12 protein-coding genes are annotated in these 20,236 nt (G+C 53.1%); 7 read left to right on the top strand and 5 right to left on the bottom strand.

Annotated elements, in window-relative coordinates:
- Positions 1-47: 47 nt before the first annotated feature.
- From dinB to JUK32_RS03620, 3 genes are all read left to right on the top strand, one after another.
- The gene (dinB, locus tag JUK32_RS03630; RefSeq protein WP_204137487.1) at positions 48-1,169 is read left to right on the top strand and encodes a DNA polymerase IV; all 1,122 of its coding nucleotides are present in this window, start codon (positions 48-50) and stop codon (positions 1,167-1,169) included.
- A 51-nt stretch (positions 1,170-1,220) separates the two neighbouring features.
- A protein-coding gene (gene prfB / locus JUK32_RS03625; protein ID WP_375541548.1) for a peptide chain release factor 2 occupies positions 1,221-2,331 on the top strand; the annotation gives its coding sequence in 2 pieces (ribosomal slippage) (positions 1,221-1,292 and positions 1,294-2,331; 1,110 coding nt in all).
- Between the two features lie 550 nt (positions 2,332-2,881).
- The gene (locus JUK32_RS03620; protein WP_204137485.1) at positions 2,882-4,045 is read left to right on the top strand and encodes a sugar phosphate nucleotidyltransferase; all 1,164 of its coding nucleotides are present in this window, start codon (positions 2,882-2,884) and stop codon (positions 4,043-4,045) included.
- 236 nt (positions 4,046-4,281) lie between these two features.
- Here the strand turns inward: JUK32_RS03620 and JUK32_RS03615 are convergent, their stop codons facing one another.
- Entirely contained in the window at positions 4,282-4,956 is a 675-nt protein-coding gene (locus tag JUK32_RS03615) for an L-threonylcarbamoyladenylate synthase (protein WP_204137484.1), read from the bottom strand.
- 88 nt (positions 4,957-5,044) lie between these two features.
- Here JUK32_RS03615 and larC point away from each other — a divergent pair, with 88 nt between their 5' ends.
- Positions 5,045-6,442 (top strand): nickel pincer cofactor biosynthesis protein LarC, encoded by a 1,398-nt coding sequence (larC, locus tag JUK32_RS03610; RefSeq protein WP_204137483.1) that lies wholly within the window; start codon positions 5,045-5,047, stop codon positions 6,440-6,442.
- 185 nt (positions 6,443-6,627) lie between these two features.
- Positions 6,628-7,704, top strand: coding sequence for a S49 family peptidase (locus JUK32_RS03605; protein ID WP_204137482.1), 1,077 nt, complete (start codon positions 6,628-6,630; stop codon positions 7,702-7,704).
- Between the two features lie 76 nt (positions 7,705-7,780).
- Here the strand turns inward: JUK32_RS03605 and JUK32_RS28240 are convergent, their stop codons facing one another.
- Positions 7,781-11,350 (bottom strand): response regulator, encoded by a 3,570-nt coding sequence (locus tag JUK32_RS28240; protein ID WP_204137481.1) that lies wholly within the window; start codon positions 11,348-11,350, stop codon positions 7,781-7,783.
- A gap of 664 nt (positions 11,351-12,014) precedes the next feature.
- Here JUK32_RS28240 and JUK32_RS03595 point away from each other — a divergent pair.
- Both JUK32_RS03595 and JUK32_RS03590 read left to right on the top strand, forming a co-directional pair.
- Entirely contained in the window at positions 12,015-14,570 is a 2,556-nt protein-coding gene (locus JUK32_RS03595) for an endonuclease MutS2 (protein WP_204137480.1), read from the top strand.
- A gap of 55 nt (positions 14,571-14,625) precedes the next feature.
- Positions 14,626-16,284: a HAMP domain-containing protein gene (locus JUK32_RS03590; protein ID WP_204137479.1), complete on the top strand. Its 1,659-nt coding sequence runs from the start codon at positions 14,626-14,628 to the stop codon at positions 16,282-16,284.
- An 82-nt stretch (positions 16,285-16,366) separates the two neighbouring features.
- Here the strand turns inward: JUK32_RS03590 and JUK32_RS03585 are convergent, their stop codons facing one another.
- The 3 genes from JUK32_RS03585 to JUK32_RS03575 all read right to left on the bottom strand — a co-directional run bounded on the left by JUK32_RS03585 (position 16,367) and on the right by JUK32_RS03575 (position 19,913).
- The gene (locus JUK32_RS03585) at positions 16,367-16,846 is read right to left on the bottom strand and encodes a nucleoside deaminase (RefSeq protein ID WP_204137478.1); all 480 of its coding nucleotides are present in this window, start codon (positions 16,844-16,846) and stop codon (positions 16,367-16,369) included.
- Between the two features lie 81 nt (positions 16,847-16,927).
- Positions 16,928-19,390, bottom strand: a complete 2,463-nt coding sequence (locus JUK32_RS03580) for a bifunctional diguanylate cyclase/phosphodiesterase (RefSeq protein WP_204137477.1) — start codon at positions 19,388-19,390, stop codon at positions 16,928-16,930.
- Positions 19,391-19,721: 331 nt separating this feature from the next.
- Complete coding sequence (locus JUK32_RS03575; RefSeq protein WP_204137476.1) at positions 19,722-19,913, bottom strand: hypothetical protein; 192 nt, start codon at positions 19,911-19,913, stop codon at positions 19,722-19,724.
- Positions 19,914-20,236: the final 323 nt, after the last annotated feature.

Here is a 20,236-nt window from a genome sequence, read left to right as displayed (position 1 = left end):
ATGTGTAGACATGATTTAAGGCATGGGGATGACGCAGGGTATAGCTGATGGAGCGTTCTGAAACGTTGCCGCTACGCAAAATCATCCATGTGGATATGGATGCCTTTTATGCCTCGGTAGAGCAGCGCGATGTCCCCGCCTATCGCGGCCAACCGATTGTGGTGGGGGGCACGCCGGAGCAGCGGGGCGCAGTGGCCGCCGCCAGCTATGAAGCCCGCAAATTTGGCATTCGCTCGGCTATGCCTGCGCGGGTGGCGCGGCAGCGGTGTCCGCACCTAATTTTTGTGAAGCCCCGCTTTGACGTTTACCGCGAGGTGTCGCAACGGGTTCGCGCCATTTTTGCTCGCTACACCGAGTTAATTGAGCCGCTGTCGCTGGACGAAGCGTATTTGGATGTGACGCACAATTTAATTGAGGAACCCTCGGCGATCGCGATCGCCCAGGCCATCCGCCACGATATTTACCAGGAAACCCAGCTCACCGCTTCGGCGGGCGTTTCCATCAACAAATTTCTGGCTAAAATTGCCTCCGATATCAACAAGCCCGATGGGCTCTGCGTGATTCGACCAGACCAAGCCGCTGCCTTTGTGGAAACCTTGCCCATTGATAAATTTCACGGCATTGGTCGAGTGACCGCTGCCAAAATGCATCAACTCGGCATCCACACCGGGGCCGATTTAAAGCAATGGTCAGAAACCGACCTGGTATCAAAGTTTGGCAAGGTGGGGCGGTTTTATTTCCGGGTGGCCCGAGGTCAGGACGATCGCCCCGTCAATCCCAATCGCATTCGCAAATCCATCGGGGCCGAAAAGTCGTTTTCTCCAGATTTAGAAACGCGATCGCAAATGGTTGCGGCCCTCAGCCAACTGGCAGAACGGGTCGGACAGCGGGTACAAGAGCAACAGCGCGGTGGCCACACCCTCACCCTCAAAGTCAAATACAGCGACTATCGCCAGGTGACCCGCAGCCACAGCCAAGCCCAACCCCTGCGCGCGACAGGCGACATCCAACAACTGGGGGCCACCCTGTTGCACCAGCACCTTGACCCGCAAGCCAAAGTCCGTTTACTCGGCCTCGCATTGTCGAACCTGGAGCCCCGGCCATCCGAGATTCAGTATGTGCAGTTAGCGCTCGACTTGACTCCGTCCCAGCGGCCAAACAGTTGCTGATTGCCCGCGATCGCCCTAGCATGAGAAGTCATATCACATCACAACACTATGCTGGAAACGACCGACCTCAAGCGCGATCTCGCGACATTAACTAATCGCCTGGGCAACGCTCAGGAGTATCTTTGACGTTGATGCAACGACGGCTAAAATTCAAGATTTAGAGCAGCAGGCGGCGCAGCCAGAACTGTGGGATAACCAGGAAACCGCCCAGCAAATTTTGCAGGAACTGAACGATAGCAAGGCGCAGCTCGATCAGCTCAGCCAGTGGCGATCGCACCTCGAAGATGCCGCCGCTATTTTAGAACTGCTGGAAGAAGACGCCGACGAAGCCCTGTTAGCGGAAGCCCAGGCCACCCTGGCAAACATGACCCGAGCGCTCGATTTGTGGGAGCTGCAGCAAATGCTGTCTGGCCCCTACGACAAAAGCGGGGCGGTGCTGACAATCAATGCCGGAGCGGGGGGCACCGATGCCCAAGACTGGGCGGAAATGCTGTTGCGCATGTACACCCGTTGGGCCGAGTCTCAAGGCTACAAAGTCGCCCTGGTGGAGCAATCCGAAGGGGATGAAGCGGGGCTAAAATCGGCAACGCTAGAGATTCAGGGCCGCTATGCCTTTGGGTACTTAAAAGCGGAAAAGGGCACCCATCGACTGGTGCGCATTTCTCCCTTCAACGCCAATGGCAAGCGGCAGACCAGTTTTGCCGGGGTCGAAGTGATGCCCATTCTTGATCAGTCGATCACCCTGGAGATTCCCGAAAAAGATTTAGAAATCAAGACGTCGCGCTCCGGTGGCGCGGGCGGTCAGAATGTCAACAAAGTAGAAACGGCGGTGCGCATCACCCATTTGCCCACGGGCCTTTCGGTGCGCTGTACCCAAGAGCGATCGCAGCTGCAAAACCGCGAAAAAGCGATGGCGCTGCTCACAGCCCGATTACTCATCATTGCCCAAGAGCAGCAGGCCAAAGAAATTGCCGAAATTCGCGGTGACATGGTCGAGGCCGCCTGGGGCAATCAGATTCGCAACTACGTCTTTCATCCCTATCAAATGGTGAAAGACCTGCGCACAAATGAAGAAACGACGGCGGTCAGCGATGTCATGGACGGCGAGCTAGATCCATTCATCCAAGCCTATTTACGACAGGAAACCCAGATGTCTGGCTAATTAAACCCGTCAAACCGTTGTGCGGTCTGTACCAGTCAGGCCTGATCCTCAGTCAGCAGTTCCAGAGACCTGTCAGAGGATTTTTGACCTAGCAACTCCTAGTTGGGTAGGAACCGGCTGGTTGACTGATAAAACTCTCGAAACCCTTATTCTTCAGTAGGTTGAGCATAATCCCACGCCCCTCTTTTTGATGTTGAGTTTCACTTCGTTCAGAGGGGCCGATTTGGGATGTCTCTGCCGACGAGGCTGATCTGTTCCGCCAGCCGTCTACAATCAGTTACTGTTTGATTCCGTGAATTTGGCTAGTATTCATGAGATCTTTGCAAAGTTGGCATTTTCCCCTTGCATGAACTTCTCTATTGCTGCGGGTATCCTCTGATAGCATGTGCTTGTCTGAGACGAGGTTGAGATTAGCCAGCCGCTTAAAGACAAAGTGGGCCAGGTCAATGAGCGATCGCAGTCCGTCAACTGAGCTCGATAATCTGCTGAAATTTGACTCTCAGACGTGTATGTCTTCTAGGCTGTATTTTTAAGTTCACAAGGATGCCCTATGAAAGCCATGATTCTGGCCGCTGGTAAGGGAACGCGGGTTCGGCCCATCACCTACACAATTCCGAAACCGATGATTCCGATTTTGCAAAAACCAGTGATGGAGTTTTTGCTTGATCTCCTCAAGCATCATGGTTTCGACCAAATTATGGTGAACGTGAGTCACCTCGCCAATGAAATTGAAGGCTATTTTCGCGATGGTCAGCGCTTTGGCGTCGAGTTAGCGTATTCCTTTGAAGGCCGCATCGAAGAGGGGCAACTAGTGGGCGACGCCCTCGGTTCCGCTGGTGGCATGAAAAAGATCCAAGAGTTTTCGCCCTTCTTTGACGATACGTTTGTGGTGATGTGTGGCGATGCGTTGATCGATCTTGATTTGACTGAGGCCGTCCGCCAGCACAAAGAGAAAGGGGCGATCGCCACCGTCGTCATGAAATCTGTCCCGATTAAGCAGGTGCCCAGCTACGGTGTCGTTGTTACCGACGAAGATGGGCGGATCAAATCCTTCCAAGAAAAGCCTAAGGTCGAAGAAGCCCTGAGCACCGACATCAATACCGGGATTTACATCTTTGAACCCGAAATCTTCAACTACATTCCCGCGGCCATGGAATATGACATTGGGGGCGACTTGTTCCCGAAATTGGTCGCCGCTGGGGCTCCCTTTTACGGCATCCGCATGGACTTTGAATGGGTCGATATCGGCAAAGTGCCCGACTATTGGCAAGCCATCCAAGATGTCATGACCGGGCAGGTCAAACTCATCGATATTCCCGGTGAAGAGGTGAAACCGGGCATCTACACCGGCTTAAACGTCAAAGTCAACTGGGACAAAGTCGACATTCAAGGACCGGTCTACATCGGGGCGAGAGCCCACATCGAGGATGGAGCCAAGATTGTTGGGCCGACGATGATTGGCCCTAACTGTGCTATTTGCAGTAACGCGATCGTCGATCGCAGCGTCATCTTTGAATATTCCCGCATTGGTCCCGGCGTGCGACTGGTCGATAAGTTGGTGTTTGGTCGTTACTGTGTCGATAAGACCGGCGCTTCGATCGATATGCAGGCAGCTGCCCTCGACTGGCTCATTACCGATACCCGCCAGGCCGAACTCGCCAAACCCCCCATCGAGCATCACGAGATTGCGGAATTGCTCGGTCAGCAGTCCTAGTCGGTGATTTCTAACTCTGCTCAACCAATCTGCCCCTATAGCAATCCGCAGTCAGGTGCCGAGAGCCTAGAAGCTTAAAGAATGGGAATTGCATCTAAGTGTGGACAGCCGTCTCGGCTGTTCCGGGGCAGGCAAGAGCTATACCATTTTTGACCAGACCAAGGCTGGGCAGAATCGCCGCTTGTCTGCATTCCATCCACTGACCTTGACCGGAATATTGGTTACCCGAAGATTCCTTAATGGGGCGAGGGGACAGGGGCTTCTGCTACTTCGATGCCGAGGTCGGCAGCATGTTCCCAACCGAGCCCTCGCCGTTCAATGGTGGGCGCAGTCGGTTCTTCTAGGCTCAAAATTGTGGAAAGGCCGTAGGTGAGGTCGCGATCGTCGTCAATGATCAGATCCACTTGTGGCCCCACCACGTCAAACAGCTCGGCCTTAGACGGCACTGGCCTAGCGTCGAAATCTAACAGCGAGAGGGCAGACGTTGAAACGATTGGGTTGCCCAAAGCTTCGATCAGGGCCAAACAGATGGGCGAGTCGGGAACGCGAATCCCCGTCGTTTTCCGTTTCGGACTCATGACGAGTTTGGGTACCTGTTTGGTCGCCGGCAAAATGAAGGTGTAAGTGCCCGGAATGAGATGGCGAATCTGGCGATAGGCGGGGTCGCTCACGTAGGCATATTCGGCAATATTCGATAGCGACGAACACATAAAGGTCAGCGGCTTATCGTTGGAAATCTGCTTGAGTTGTCGGACGCGGTTAATGGCACCTTTTACTGTGAGATCGCAGCCGATCGCATACACCGTGTCCGTTGGGTAAAGCATCACCGCCCCTTTGCGCAGAGCATCGCGAATTGCTTCAATTTTGCGAGTTTGCGGTGTTTGGGGATGCACTTTGTAGATTGTCGCCATGGAGAACCTCCTCGCGCTGTAGTTTGTGCCGTCGGGGCAAGGTAGTCTTCATTATGAAAGATGGTCATGATAGGTTCAGCGACTTTGTATGAAGACTTTAGCCTTTGTGGATTGTCCGACCGGCATTTCGGGCGATATGTGTTTGGGGGCGCTGGTGAGTGCGGGGGTGCCGTTGGACTATTTGCAAACCCATATTGATCAGCTACAGCTGCCAGAAACGGTGCAGCTAAGGGCGATGAGCGTTCGCAAGAATGGCATCGCGGCCACCAAGGTGGATGTGCGGTTGCCCCATGAAGGCCATGCAGATGTCCCCCATCCCCCAGTGCGTCACCTGCACGATATTGTTCAGATTATTGCCCAGGCCCCCTTGCCAGAGCGCGCGATCGCCTGGAGTCTCGCGATCTTTCGGCGCTTGGCCCAAGCCGAGGGGGCCATTCATGGCATTGATCCGCAACAGGTGCATTTCCACGAAGTCGGGGCGACGGATGCGATCGTCGATATTGTGGGCACCTGCTTGGGGTTCGACTGGCTGGGCATTGATGAGCTGCATTGTGCGCCGCTGCCGACGGGCACAGGTACCGTACGCGCTGCTCACGGTCGTCTACCCGTCCCCGCCCCGGCGGTGCTGAAACTGATGGAGATGGCACAGGTGCCCATTTACAATGCGGGGCTGACGGGAGAACTGGTGACGCCAACGGGAGCCGCGATCGCGACGGAACTGGCAACTCGCTTTGGCGAACCGCCGACTATGCAACTGCAAAAAATTGGCTTGGGGGCCGGGAACAAGGAATTGCCAATCCCGAATATTTTGCGGCTGTGGATCGGTCAAGTGGATCAACTGAGCGCAAAGGCCAGCGCCCAAGCAAACACGACTCAAATCGCCCCCACCCATCACCCGGCTCCGCAAAACCATGCCCCCCACGAACATCCCCCCCACGAACACCCACCCCACCATCATGTCCCCGATGAGCATATGCCCCACGAATCACATCACTCGCACACTACGACTGAGCGAGAAGCCCAAGCCGGTCGGGAAACTGTGACCGTCTTAGAAACCCAGGTTGACGATTTATCTCCCCAGGTGATCGGCTATCTGTACGATCGCCTCTTTGCGGCGGGCGCGTTGGATGTGTTTGTGCAGCCGGTGATGATGAAAAAATCGCGGCCGGGGCATTTGCTCGTGGTAATCGCTGATCCGCCCCAAGCGGCGACCTGTGAAATGGTTTTATTGACCGAAACGACGACCCTGGGAGTCCGCCGCACTGACCAAACCCGGCTCCGTCTACGTCGCGAATTAGTGCCCCTCCAGCTGCCCTGGGGAACAGTGCGGATGAAGGTTGCCTTTTTGCCCAACAGCGATCGCCCGCTCAAAGCCCATCCTGAATACGAAGACTGCGCCGCGATCGCCCAACAGCATCACCGCCCTTGGCGCGAAATTCATGATCAAGCCCTCGTCCAGTGGTCACAACAGCAAGGGTGCCAGTAGGCACTGTGCTCCCATCGCGTCCTTGTCCCTAGACCTGCGGCTCCTGGCGTCCGCGCTCTGATGCCCCGCATGCCCGACTGCTCCACAGCCACAATTCACGCCCAAGGGCTGGCAAACTAAAAAATAGTTCTACCATAACGGTGATAGGCGTAACGAGCCGCAAGATTGAGTGGGAAAAGAGGTTCATGAATCAATTGCTTCGGTGGTTGGCAACATTCGCAGGGGTGTCCGTATTGGGTTTGGGAGTGACGGGTTGTTTTCCCGATTTTTCTTCCAGCTCCGATGAGGGCGAAGACGACGCCCTCGATTTTCGCTATGTTGACGGCGATGAAGATAGCGAAAACTACCTGCTGGAACTGCGCCTCAACGGGCCAATTCTCAACAGCCCTTCTAACTCGGGCTTCTTTGGGCTCGATTCCAGCGTCACCTATGCCTACCAGTTTCAAAAACTCATGGAAAAGGTCGCTGAAGACGATCGCATCCAGGGCATCTTTTTGCGGGTGTCGACCCCTGGCGGCACCGTTGTTGGGTCGAACATCGTTTATGACGCCCTGGCTGATTATAAGGACGCCACTGAAAGCCCCGTACACGCCTATGTGGAAGGGCTTTCCGCTTCTGGGGGGGTGTGGTCAATGGTGGCTGCTGATCAGATCCGGGCAGCTCCGGGGAGCATCGTTGGCAGTATTGGGGTGATTGGCCCAACCCTGGTGTATTTCAACGATCCCGTCGCGATCGATGGGGGCTTGTTCGGCGGCGGGGTCACGACCCAGGGAGGCATTCAACAGTTTGTGATCTCAGCGGGCAAAGGCAAAGATTTGGGCAACCCCTTTCGCCAGCCCACCGAAGAAGAACTGGAAAATCTGCGGGTTAACATCAATAACGAATATGACAACTTCGTGACCCATGTCGCCGAAACTCGGGACATTTCTGAACAAACTCTACGGCAAGAAATGGGCGCGTTCATTTTTGGTACCGAACAGGCTGAGCAATACAACCTGATTGATGGCACCAGTGGCCGACCTGACGCGATCGCGGCCCTGGCCGCATCGCTAGAACTGGGTGAAGACTACCAATTAGTCCGCATTGGGTACGACGAGCCCGGCCTCATCGAAATTCTGCTCGGTCAAACTCCGATTGATTTCACCTACGAGCAAGAGCAGGCCATCATTCAGCAAGACCTCTGTCATTTACAGACCTACAGCTTGTTGGCCTACTACGGTGATGTCAATCAGCTCTGCCCTTCTGTAGAACCAGCGGAATAGGCGATAGGTGAATTGCCCGAGCGATCGCGACGCCTCAACCCCGGCCCTGGGCCGAGTCGGGAGTGCTACCTTGCCATCACAGCGGCTGTAGCAAGGTAGTACATCGTTCGTAATAGCTTTCGGCTACTTTATCGGTGGGACAGATGTCTAAACATCGCTGGAATCGCTGTTGGGCGTCGGCAAAACGATTTTGGTAAAAATACGCCAGCCCGGTTTCAAAATCGGTACGGCTCTTCAGTTTGCCCTCGCGTTGGGTGGGGGCATCTGGCTCAAATACCTCATACACACTGACATAGGCGACCTTGCCCTTCACCTGTACCCGATCAATGACCCGCATCGCATACTGATTCGAATCACTCAAGGCTAAAAAAGTGTGATGAGAAATCAACAGGTTGGCACTGTAAATACGGGTCATGCGCTCAATCCGCGCCGCGACATTGACAGTGTCACTGATAGCGGTGCTATCCATGCGATTACGACCGCCAACGGTGCCCAGCATCACCTTCCCGGTGTTAATGCCAATGCCAACCTCAAGGGGGATTTTGTCATACTGCGATCGCTCTTCGTTGTATATTTCTAAGCGCCGCAGCATCTCAATCGCGGCTTGCAAGGCATCATCTGCCCCCCGGCTAAACAGCGCCATAATCGCATCGCCAATATACTTATCGACGAATCCATGGTGTTCTGCGATCGCGGGTTCCATGCGCGACAAAAACGCATTCAAAAACTTGAAATTATCCTCCGGGCTCATCTGTTCCGACAGCGTGGTGAAATCGCGAATATCCGCAAATACCACCGACATTTGCCGCTCCACATGGTTGCCGAGTTCCACCTCGACAATGCTTTCTTTGTCTAAAAATTGCAAAAACTCTCGGGGCACAAAGCGCCCATAGGCCTGATTGATTTTGGCCAGATACAGGTGCGTCTTCAGACGCGCCAGCAGCTCATCTTTAGAAATCGGTTTGGTGAGATAATCATTGGCCCCCGCCGATAGCCCCGAGACCAGATCGCCCACCTGATTTTTGGCCGTCAGCATCATGATCGGCAGCACATGGGCCGGATAGGTCTCTCGCAGCTTACGGCACACTTCAAAGCCCGTCATTTGTGGCATCATGACATCGAGCAAAATCGCATCTGGCTGCAGACCGTTTTCCAGTAAGGCCAACGCCTCTGGGCCGCTGCCAGCCTGGATGACACGGTAGTTATGCACCGCTAGGTGATTGCGAATGACCTGCCGATTAATGGGCTCATCATCCACTACCAAAATCGAAAAGTTGCTACGCGCCAATACCGCATCGGCCACATCGTTGGCGGATGAACCGACAGCAATGGATGAATCGATCTCAGTCTCTAATACTGCCGGGGCCGGGGCAATCGGCGGCAGCTCTAGCGGTAGTCCGGCGATCGGGAAGCGCGATCGCTCAGTCGTCAACGTTGACCAGTCGGATTCTGCCAGCGGGAGCCCATGGGCTTGGGTGGTGATCGGTAGCGTAAAGGTGAATTGTGACCCGACCCCGACCGCCGACAGCACCTGAAACGTGCCCCCCTGCAACTCGACTAACTTTTGCGACACCGCCAGACCAATGCCCATGCCCCCATACACCCGCGAAGTCGAGCCATCGGCTTGCACAAACGGCTCAAAAATTCCCTCTAACTTGTCTTCGGGAATCCCAATCCCGGTGTCAGACACCGTGATGGCGAGGTAGTAACCAGCCGTTTCAGCGGCCACCTCTGCCGGACTGTCGGCGGCCTTGGTGGTGGATCTGAGTGACGGGGTAACCCCGCTGGCGCTCAGCGGCTGGCGGGTGTGGTCGTTGTCGTCAGGCTGGGCCAACGACTTGCCCGCCACGCGATGCGCCCCCGCCGCCGACAGGAACTCATCCACTGGTTGCGGTCGCGGACAAATGCTCGGCAAATTTGCCGACAGCATGACCAGCTGGCCCTCATCTTGACGAATAATCTGCGCCGAGATGCCCACCATGCCATAGTCCGTAAACTTGACGGCATTGCCCACCAGATTATGCAAGATTTGCTGTAGGCGATTTTCATCGGCCAATACCGGCGGTAATTTGGGCGAGACGGCGTTCACCAGCTGCACCTTTTTTTCCCGAGCGAGGGGCCGACTCAGGGTCAGTACCACTTCTGCCGCCTCGCGCACCCCGACTGGCCGGGGATGAATTTCGACCCGGTCTTGTTGCAGTTGGGCAAAGTCAAGAATGTCATCCACCAACGCCGATAAGCGCTTACCGCTAGCGACAATCATCGCCAAGTTGCCCTTCGTCTGCCGGGTCTGCGGCCCGCTGGCACCATCAATCAGCGACTCCGCCAAGCCGATAATGCCGTTCAGGGGCGTCCGCAACTCATGGGAGGTATTGGCTAAAAACTCATCTTTCAGTTTGTCCAGGCGTTTCAGCTCGTAGTTGTGGTCTTCAAGTTGTTGAAAAGACTGCTTCAGCTGCTGGGCCATACTTTCAAACGAGTACGATAGCTCCGACAGTTCCTGAAAGCGACCGTTGGGCAGCGGCGAGTCCCAGGTGCCGACAGCCAGCTTTTTAGAGGCTGCGCTCAGGCGATGGATCGGTTGAGCCACCCAACGGGCGGTAATGCCCGCAATGATGCCCGCGACAATCAGAGATAGCAGACACAGCAGCAGCGTATTGCGCGTATTCTCCGCGATTTGACCTTTGAAATCCGCTTCGGGAATAGCTGTCACAATCAGCCAATCGAGTCCCCGACCATCGCGGAACGGCACAATTTGGACAAGTTGGTCCTGGCCGGCCAAATCATAAGTGAACTGCTGGGCGGTGTTGACCTGTTCGAGGCTGCCATATTCGGCGATTAGATATTGGGCCGCCTCCCGAATAATCGGTTCTTGGCTGGCGGTGGCGGGCAGTCGCGTCTGTTCGCCACTTGCTAGGGTCAAAAACGGTAACTCATCGGCTGAGGTGGCCACGATGTCACCTGTGCGCTCGATGATAAATGCCTCGCCATTGGGGCTGATATTGAGCGTTCGCAAATAGCTACTGATTTGTTCTAGCGTGAGATCCAGCGCTAAAACGCCCTGTAACTTGCCGCGATCGCCATGAATGGGCGCGGCTAGCGTAATGCCCAAAACGGAATAGTCCTGCGACGCAAACTTGTAAATGGGACTCCAGCTCGCATGGCGATTTTTGACTACGGCCTGGTACCAAGGCCGCCCGCGAGGGTCATAGAACTGCGAACTTAACTGTTCTCGCCGTTCTCCCGCCTCATTCAAACGATAGGTCAACCGCTGAGGCTGCGTTTCTGGAGTTACCTCCCACAGCACAGTCTGGCCGTTGTTGCGCTCTTGAATGCCCACAAACGTGCCGTTGGGATAGCCCAGATAAATGCTGGTGATGCCATCGGACGCGCGAATTTGATGCCAAAAATGTCGCGCGATTGCCTGGGAGTTCGACAGGGCCACATCGCCGTAAAAGAGGTTGCTACGACTGTCGCGCTGGAGCAAGTTCGGCTGGAGCAAATAGGTCTGCACATGTTCGCGGATCCGATTAGCCGCCTTTTCGCTCAGTTGGGAAGCTAAATCATCGACGGCTTTTTGCCCATTGCGCCAAGAGAGCGCTGTGGTCAACCCCACCGCTGCGGTAATTTGCAGGACAAACGACACGACCAAAACCAGGCGTAATGGTGGTTGTCGAGTGCCAGACTGTGGCGAGCGCGAGTGAGGTGGAGTGGACATGCTGTGAACTGTAGTCGCGGGTGAGCGTGAGCGAATAGGGCTAGCGATCGCCAGCGTGTGGTTTGGGCGGCTCGATTCCCGAATTCAAATTAGGCAGTACACCAACAAAATTCCCTAATCTGACCTTAGGAGTCTCTTTCTAACGCTGATTGAAGGAATCCGGTAAGTCTAGTTAAATCCTCCTCCGGGAATTTTGCATGAGTGGGTCTGGTGGGGCGATCGAATGTGGCCCTGCCATGGTGTTGCCGACGCCAGCGATCGCCTCTTAACCCACCCACAGCCCTGATTTCTTGGCTGTCCCCAGGGTCACGACTGCGTCTGGGCAAGCTGCTGAACTGCAGCGTGTGCTTTTGGGCCTAGCGAAATTTGCTCGTAATAAGTTTAGTCATTCCCTTCTATGACTCCAGGCCGTCTCCCCCTATTTCAGAAAATATACTGACTCTATGGCTATTTATCCCGAGTTTGATTGAATTTTCACTGAAGTCTGGATTAAGTTTCTGTAGATATTCGGTCATCGGTTCAAGAATCTATACTGAATCTAAAGGCTGTATTCATAGTCTTTGATTCTTTGTTCACCGACGATTAACTAGTTTTGATTCAATCTGAAGCGCTTGCTCTCTTAGAGTGGTCTCGTCTCTGTCAACATTTATCGACCTTTGCGGCAACTAAGTTGGGGGCGATCGCCGCCCGGCAACTACCGTTGCCTACTCAGCAAGCTGACAGTGAGCAACTCTTAGCCCAAACCGGCGAAGCCATGCAGATTGACCAACGACCGCCGGGGCTAAAGTTTGCGGGCATTCAAGACATTGGCGACGCGCTGGCACGGGCCCAACGTCAGGGCTGTTTACAACCGCCAGAACTGCTGGATATTGCGACCACTCTCGCGGGGGCGCGCCAACTGCGGCGGGCGATCGATGGTTTTGAAGACGGCGAGTTACCCACCTTGTCGGAACTCGTTGCGCCGCTCCGCACCTATCCAGAACTGGAACAAGACATTCACTACTGTATTGACGATCGCGGCAAAGTCGCCGATCGCGCCACGCCCAAGCTAGGCGGCATTCGCGAGCAATTAAAAGCACAGCGCAGCCAAATTTATCAAAAGCTGAACAACATCCTGCAACAGCAGAGCAACGCCATCCAGGAAGCGGTGATCACCCAGCGCGGCGATCGCTTCGTCATCCCCGTCAAAGCCCCCCAAAAAGACGCCATTTCTGGCATTGTTCACGACGCTTCTACCAGTGGCGCGACCCTCTATATTGAGCCCAACAGCATTATCCAGATGGGCAATCGCCTGCGCCAGTTACAACGGCAAGAACAAGTGGAAGAAGAGGCCATTTGTCGGGCGCTGACCGCCAAAGTGGCCGCCGTTCACGACGACCTGGAAGACCTCTTGCGCATCGTCACCGTGCTGGATTTAGCCGCTGCCCGCGCCCGCTATGGCGACTGGCTGGGAGCCAACGCGCCGCGCTTTGTACCCCCCACCGAGCAAACGACCCTGCGCAAGCTGCGTCATCCCCTGTTGGTGTGGCAACAGCGCCACGAAGACGGCAGCGACGTGGTGCCTATTGATGTCATTGTGAATCCTCAAACCCGGGTTGTCGCGATTACCGGGCCCAACACCGGGGGCAAAACTGTCACCCTGAAAACCATTGGCTTGGCGGCATTGATGGCCAAAGCTGGACTCTACATTCCGGCTCGGGAGCCCGTAGAAATTCCCTGGTTTGAGCAAGTTTTGGCCGATATTGGCGATGAGCAATCTATTGAGCAAAGCCTATCCACGTTTTCCGGCCACATCAAGCGCATTAGCCGCATTTTGGCTGCCATTCAACCTCCTACCGAGTCATCCTCAGAATCAGCCGTAGTTCCGCCATCCGTCGATCGCGATCAATCAGCAGCGGCTACGCCTCCCGCCCTCTTCACCGGTTCTCAAGAGCCAGCAACTCAGTCGCCTTCTCCTTCTGCTCCACTTATCACAGAACCGTTGCCCCCTCGCCCCCGTCCCCCGTCCCCCGCATTCACCAACACGCTGGTGCTGCTGGACGAAGTGGGGGCTGGCACTGATCCGTCAGAGGGGAGTGCGCTGGCGATCGCCCTGTTGCACTATCTCGCGGATCATGCCCGCTTTACCGTGGCCACGACCCACTACGGCGAACTGAAAGCGCTGAAGTACGAGGACGATCGCTTTGAAAATGCCTCCGTGGAATTTGACGACGTGAGTCTGTCCCCCACCTACCGCTTGTTGTGGGGCATTCCGGGCCGTTCCAATGCGCTGACCATTGCCCAGCGGTTAGGACTAGACGCAGCCATTGTGACCGAAGCCCGTGACCAAATCAGCATTACCCACCAACAAGACGTAAACCAGGTCATCGCCGGATTAGAGGCTCAGCGCAAACAGCAGGAAACCAAAGCCGACGCCGCAGCCCAACTCTTAGCAGAAACGGAAAAACTGCATCGGCAGGTCGCCCGCAAAGCCGCCTTTCTGGAAGCAAGAGAGCGGGAACTCAAGCAGCAGCAAGAAAAGGCGGTGCAAGCAGCGATTACCGATGCTCGCAAAGAAATTGCTCAGGTCATTCGCCGCTTACAACAGGGTGAGCCCACTGCCCAAGCGGCTCAAAAGGCCACGGATGCCGTCAACCAAATTGCCACCCAACATCAGGCTCCAGCCCCAGCGAAACCGCCCAAGTCGGGCTTTAAGCCACAAATGGGCGATCGCATCCGGATTCCCAGCCTCGGGCAAACCGCTGAAGTTCTGACTGATCCCGACGAAGACGGTAAAGTCATGGTGCGCTTTGGGTTGATGAAGATGACCGTGGGCCTGGCCGAGATCGAGTCTCTACAAGGCGAAAAAGCCGAACTGCCGAAGCCCAAGGTCATGACCCCACCCCCCTCGCCGCCGCCTGCGGCCCCGGCTGTCCGCACCTCTCAAAATACATTTGATTTAAGGGGCATGCGGGTCGCCGAAGCGGAGAGTAAGTTAGAAGATGCGATCGCCTGCGCTCAAGGGCCAATTTGGATTATCCACGGTCACGGTACTGGCAAGCTGCGGCGCGGTGTACACGACTACCTCAAACGTCATCCTCAAGTACAAAAGTTTGAAGCGGCTGAGCAAGCGGATGGCGGCACGGGTGTTACTATCGCCTATCTGTAACGCTAAACTTTGGTAACAGAATTAGCCGTTGAGTCGCTTCCTCCACAGGTTCCGTATGAGTTCCTCCCCTGAGTCTAACCACGCCAAAGTGACCCCTAAATCTGTCGCAATTCCCCGCAGTTTGAGTCTCAAGACCAAAATTACCGGGGTCATGTTGCTGACGGTCAGTGCGATCGCGGCGATCGTCCACTTTCCCTGGGCCTACACCTCCCGCCAAAACGTCAATGACATGGTGAGCCAAATCAACAGCGAGGTGATGGGCAGCACTGAAAATGAAGTGGATAATTTATTTGAAAACATTCTGTCTTCACAACAGTTGATCACCAGTAGCTTAGATGAAGGTCTGATTCAGCTAGATGAACCCGAAACTCAGGGACGATTTTATCTAAACTTATTGAAAGCGAATGAAAATTTCACCTGGGTTCAATTTGCCTTTGAAAACGGTGATTACTTAGGGGTCAAAAGACGTCCCGATGGACTATATGACCTGATCAAACGACAGTGGGATGACACCCTTGGTGCCCTTTCCGAACCCGGCTCAGCACTGGCAGCACAACAAGCCGAACGAGCCCAAATTGCTGAACAATATTTGCAAACCCAACAACTCCCAGGAGACTTTACAACAGCGGCAAAAACAGTCAGAACCTATAAATTTCAGGCTGATAAAGACTGGCAAATTTTGGAAGAAACCACAGGCAGCGAGTTCTATTACGCTCCCATTCGCCCGTTTTATCGAGATGCTTTTGAGAGCCCTGGTGAAAATGTCTGGACCGATCTGTATGTCTTTAAGACAGACAACGCGGTCGGATTAGATGCAGCAACCACCTATCGTGAGTCAGAAGAGGCCCCAATTCGTGGCGTCATCAGTATTTCGTTTGAACTTCAGCAAATTTCTCAGTACCTTGACGAACTCAAAAATGATGATGAAGGCGCAATTTTTATTACCGATCCTCAGGGGTTTGTGATTGCCTCTAGTAATCCTCGTGCCTTGTCTGAAACATTTGTCGGCGAGGGTACCAATGCTGATGCAGAGTTAATGCCCCTGGCCCAAGTAGAAGACCCTTTATTGCAGGTCGCCCACCAGGCCTTTCGTACCAACAACATTGAATTCGATCAATTAACGGGGCTGCAAGAACTGACTTTTTACGATTCCACCACCAGGCAACGATACTACATTGCGGTTCAACCCTTAGGGCAACTCGATTGGGTCGTCGGCACCATCACCCCGGAATCGGTCTTTCTCACTCGCATTAACCGCAGTCGTAATCGCTTGCTCATTGTCATTACTGTATTTTTGGGCGTGGGGGCAATTGCTGCTGTCTGGTTGAGCGATCGCGCCATCACTCGCCCCATTATCAACATTAGTGACGCCGCTGAAGCGATCGAGTCCGGCACCTTCAGCAAGGTTAGTCTCAATAAAACAATTGATCGGCGTGATGAACTCGGAAAACTGGCGCGAGTGTTCGAAAAAATGGCTCAAGAGGTTTACAACCGTGAGCAAAATCTCAAGCGCCAACTCCAAGCCCTCAAAATTGAAATTGACGAATCTCGTAAGAGCCGCGAAGTCAAAGAAATTGTTGAAACTGACTTTTTCAAAGACTTAAAAGTCAAAGCCCAGCACATGCGTGAACGTCGGCATCAAAACAGCCTCAACTCACCACCCTCAAAAGACATTTCGGAAGACATTTCAGAGTCCACTCAGAGTGACCACTAACCAGCCACCGCAGCCCGGCGATACCCATGGGCACGAGCTGTGAGTCAACAACAGATGGTCGATCATTTCAATTGTCGGCCAGTTAATATGACTGCCGATCTCTTTGCTGCTCCCATTCTTCAAATGCCGTGATGGCGTCTTCTGGCATCAACAGCACCATGGCAATTTGGCGGTCTTCGCGGGCTTTAGCGACCTCGTCGTAAAAGTACTGGCTGTTAAAGCCAAACCTGGCAGCGATTTCCTTAGTATTGCCGTAATAAATTTTGTCCACTCGCGCCCAGTAAATCGCCCCCAGGCACATTGGACAGGGCTCACAGCTGGTGTACAGTTCACAACCAGCCAGATTCCAACTGCCTAACTGTTCACAAGCCTGCCGAATCGCTGTCATTTCAGCATGGGCCGTCGGATCATTGACCGAAGTCACTTCGTTCATTCCCCGCCCCACGATCGCGCCATCTTTTACGACTACGGCCCCATAAGGCCCCCCCCGACCTTCACGAATGGCCTGTTTCGAAAGGGCGATCGCCGCTGCCATAAATTGTTGATGGGTATTATCTGTCATTTATTGCTGTTTACAGTAAAGTTACAAGCAACATAATTTTACCGGGCTTTCCTACCTCAAGCGCCGCAATCATTTTGATCATTAGGGCTCTACCCCCATAGAGGCACTTTCAAATGGAGCGGTTGCGCCCAGACTTTGCTCAATAAAATGAGTCGCCTGTTCAGCAGATAAAGGGCGTGAGAAAAAGTATCCCTGACCGTAATGACAGCCAGCAATTTTTAGCAGTCTGAGTTGTTCTGGGCTATCAATGCCTTCAGCAACCAACTTCATACTGAGCTTTTGTCCCAAACTAATGATGGTTTCAACAATGTCATGATCTTCAGCGCTGTTTTCCATGCTGCTGACAAATGAGCGATCAATTTTGAGCGTATCGGTAGGAAATCGGTGCAAATAACTCAGCGATGAATAACCGGTCCCAAAATCGTCAATTGCCAACTGCATGCCTAATGCTTTCAGCTCCATCATTAAATTATGCGCAGCCTCCACATCACGCATAATCATACTTTCGGTAATCTCTAGTTGTAGATAATGACCGGGTAAATTGAGCTGTTGCAAGATGGTTTTTATTTGTGGTACTAAATCTAATTGATCAAACTGTCTTCGTGATAGATTCACGTTCATCTTGAGGGAGAGTTCTGGGAACTGTTCATGCCAAAGTTGAATCTGTTGACATGCAGTTTTAATGATCCACGCCCCTAAAGGAATAATCATCCCAGTTTCTTCCACTACAGGAATAAAATCGTTGGGTGAAATCAATCCCCGCTCTTCTTGGTTCCAGCGAATAAGGGCTTCAAAGCCAGAAATCTTGCCTGTTTTGAGGTGGATAATTGGCTGATAAAAGAGAGAAAATTCCTTGTCTTCTAAAGCCTTAATCAGATCACTTTCTAGGTCCAAGCGGGCGACCGCTTCCTCTCGCATATCGTTTGAAAAAACCTGAAACTGTGCCTCTTTCAGTGCTTTGGCTCGATACATTGCAGTGTGAGCATCCCGCAAAAGTTCTTCTGGGGTTTGCCCATAGTTAGCCTGAGCGATCGCCAACCCCACACTGGCCGAAATCGATAGGCGATGCTTCCCTAACATCATTGGACTCGACAGTTTGCCACGCATATCATCCAAGAATGTTTTGACCTCGACTTGACTGATATTATGGAATAAAATCGCAAACTCATCTCCACCAACGCGGGCCACTTGCCCATACTCACCCAACATGTTACGTAAGCGTTTGGCAATTTCTATAAGGACGCGATCGCCCGCAAAATGCCCCAAGCTTTTGTTGATGATTTGAAAGCGATCAACATCCAGAAATGCTACAATTACAGGGTTATTTTTCTGGCTATTAAGGGCTCGTTGAATTTGCAGTAAAAAGACTTCTCGTCCCGGTAAATCGGTCAGACTATCGTAGGTTGTACGGTAAATTGACTTTTGTACAATCACTAATGTTCCTGCACCCAAAATGCCCAGCAGCGGTTCAAAGATAGGCAGCCATACAAATTCTGATAGTGCGACCCATCCAATCCCGAACAGTGCTACTGGGAGAGCAATACCAGCCAATAATAAAATTTCAGGACGCCGAATTTTCCAGGTCAGAAAACTGGCTAAACCAGCCCAGGCAAATAGCCACAGCAGTTCTCCAGCTGGCGGCAAAAAGGCATATTGAGCGGCTCGTCCCTCGGCAATATCTAACAGTTGACTGATAATCTGTGCATGTACAACCACCCCAGCCATCTTGAACTGATCGTCTCGGCTAGCGCTGTAGGGTGTGAAAAACTCGTCCTTGAGACTCGGGGCTACAGACCCAATTAATACGATCTTGCCGTCGAACTGTGCGGGCTCAAAATTTCCCTGCATGACATCTTCGATGGAAATGACTTCTGCTACCTCCGTTCGCGCTCGAAAGCGCATGAGAGTTTGGTATCCCCGGTCGTCGGCGTTTTGGTATCCCCCTGATTTCGCATCCAAGCGGGGAATCTGCTGACCGTTGATGTGAAGTGCATCCTCGTCGTATTCAAAGAGCGTTTCATTTTGGGGCAGGTAGGCCAGTACGGAACGCAAAGCAAAGGAGTAGAAGGGACGATCCGGCGCGCTCACAAACAGGAGTCCACGTCGTACGACCCCGTCGGGATCGATACTGAAATCATTGAAGCCCACTCGCTCCCAGGGCACGCTATCGGGCGGCGGCACTTCGCCGATACTGGGGTCGGTACCGACATTGGTGATGGCAATGAGATTACTAGCTGAGAGTTGTGTCTTTAAGTCAGATAACCCTGGCGGATGCTCTGTTTTGCGATAGATGTCTAAACCAACCACTTTGGGGTTGTGTCTCTGGATAATCTGCAAAACTTCGGCAACTTCACCGTCAGAGAGGGGATGCCCATATTTCTGGATATCAGTTTCTTTAATGCCGACGACGATCAAACGGGGATCTTGTCCTTCGTCTCGTTTGAGCCTAACCAGCGAATCATAAATGAAGAGCTCGAATCGCTGTAGTCCCCCTAAGGATTTAGCTCCAGTGATTAAAGTCGTCGCCAACAAGGTCGCAATCAAAATTGAACGCCCGCTAAATGGCAACGACTGTGTCAATCGGCTAATTATGGGTTTAACTGTTTGGGTTAGCGGTAAGGGCGATCGCACCATGTGAGCCACACTGCTGAATGGATTGCCTTGGTAAATAAGAGTTCAAAGGCATTGATCTCTATATACTCACCCTAGCGGCACTACTCCGGTTAGACGCAGACTGTGGCTTAATGTTCAGCACTTTTTCCCCAACCTTTAGGCAACGAAAATAATTCGTAATCCTACGGTGAGAAACCCAATCAGAAGCAACTAATTAAGTTGGCCTTACCTACGAAAATTTTGGAAGTTAGTTGTAGATAGATTAACGAACGTCCGTTGCTTGTATCGTGACATGGGTGCCGCCTCCACGACGCTGCCCCGGAAACTCATCGCCGCCCCCATCGGCCAAGGTCTCAGTGGGGATGCTCAAAAGCACCAAGCTAGCGCTACAGAGAAGACCTAAGCAGAGTAAACCGCGAGGTAGGACAAGTAGTTGAATGAGTAAAGATTTCATGGCTTATGCACCTGACTGATTGTTGTGATGGTAGTTTTCTGTACGTCAACAAGGGGCAAGAAGCGTAACAGAGATTGTGCGTAGACTTAACACCTGAGCCGTATGTGCGACTTAGGGCTAAGCACTTTACATACGTCTCATTTACTATTTAAGCCTTGATATACCCTAAACAAACACAGGGATGTTACGGGAAATTTCAAATTTCCGGATTTTGTGTAAGCCATGGGCTAAAGCGGCTTGGCATAGGGACTGTCAGCTTTACAAGGCGATCTACAGGCGTTTCAGTGCTTTTGAAACACGTAGGTAGCGCCTGGGGCTGCCTA

This window comes from Halomicronema sp. CCY15110 (assembly GCF_016888165.1).
In the GTDB taxonomy this organism is placed as follows: Bacteria; Cyanobacteriota; Cyanobacteriia; order Phormidesmidales; family Phormidesmidaceae; genus Halomicronema.
Note: the sequence above shows the minus strand (reverse complement) of the source record. Positions and strands in the feature narration are given on the sequence as shown.

Bases quoted from the DNA above. Each gene is read 5' to 3' on its own strand.
- dinB (WP_204137487.1), top strand. From the start codon at position 48: ATGGAGCGTTCTGAAACGTTGCCGCTACGCAAAATCATCCATGTGGAT.
- JUK32_RS03620 (WP_204137485.1), top strand. From the start codon at position 2,882: ATGAAAGCCATGATTCTGGCCGCTGGTAAGGGAACGCGGGTTCGGCCC.
- JUK32_RS03615 (WP_204137484.1), bottom strand. From the start codon at position 4,956: ATGGCGACAATCTACAAAGTGCATCCCCAAACACCGCAAACTCGCAAA.
- larC (WP_204137483.1), top strand. From the start codon at position 5,045: ATGAAGACTTTAGCCTTTGTGGATTGTCCGACCGGCATTTCGGGCGAT.
- JUK32_RS03605 (WP_204137482.1), top strand. From the start codon at position 6,628: ATGAATCAATTGCTTCGGTGGTTGGCAACATTCGCAGGGGTGTCCGTA.
- JUK32_RS03590 (WP_204137479.1), top strand. From the start codon at position 14,626: ATGAGTTCCTCCCCTGAGTCTAACCACGCCAAAGTGACCCCTAAATCT.
- JUK32_RS03585 (WP_204137478.1), bottom strand. From the start codon at position 16,846: ATGACAGATAATACCCATCAACAATTTATGGCAGCGGCGATCGCCCTT.
- JUK32_RS03575 (WP_204137476.1), bottom strand. From the start codon at position 19,913: ATGAAATCTTTACTCATTCAACTACTTGTCCTACCTCGCGGTTTACTC.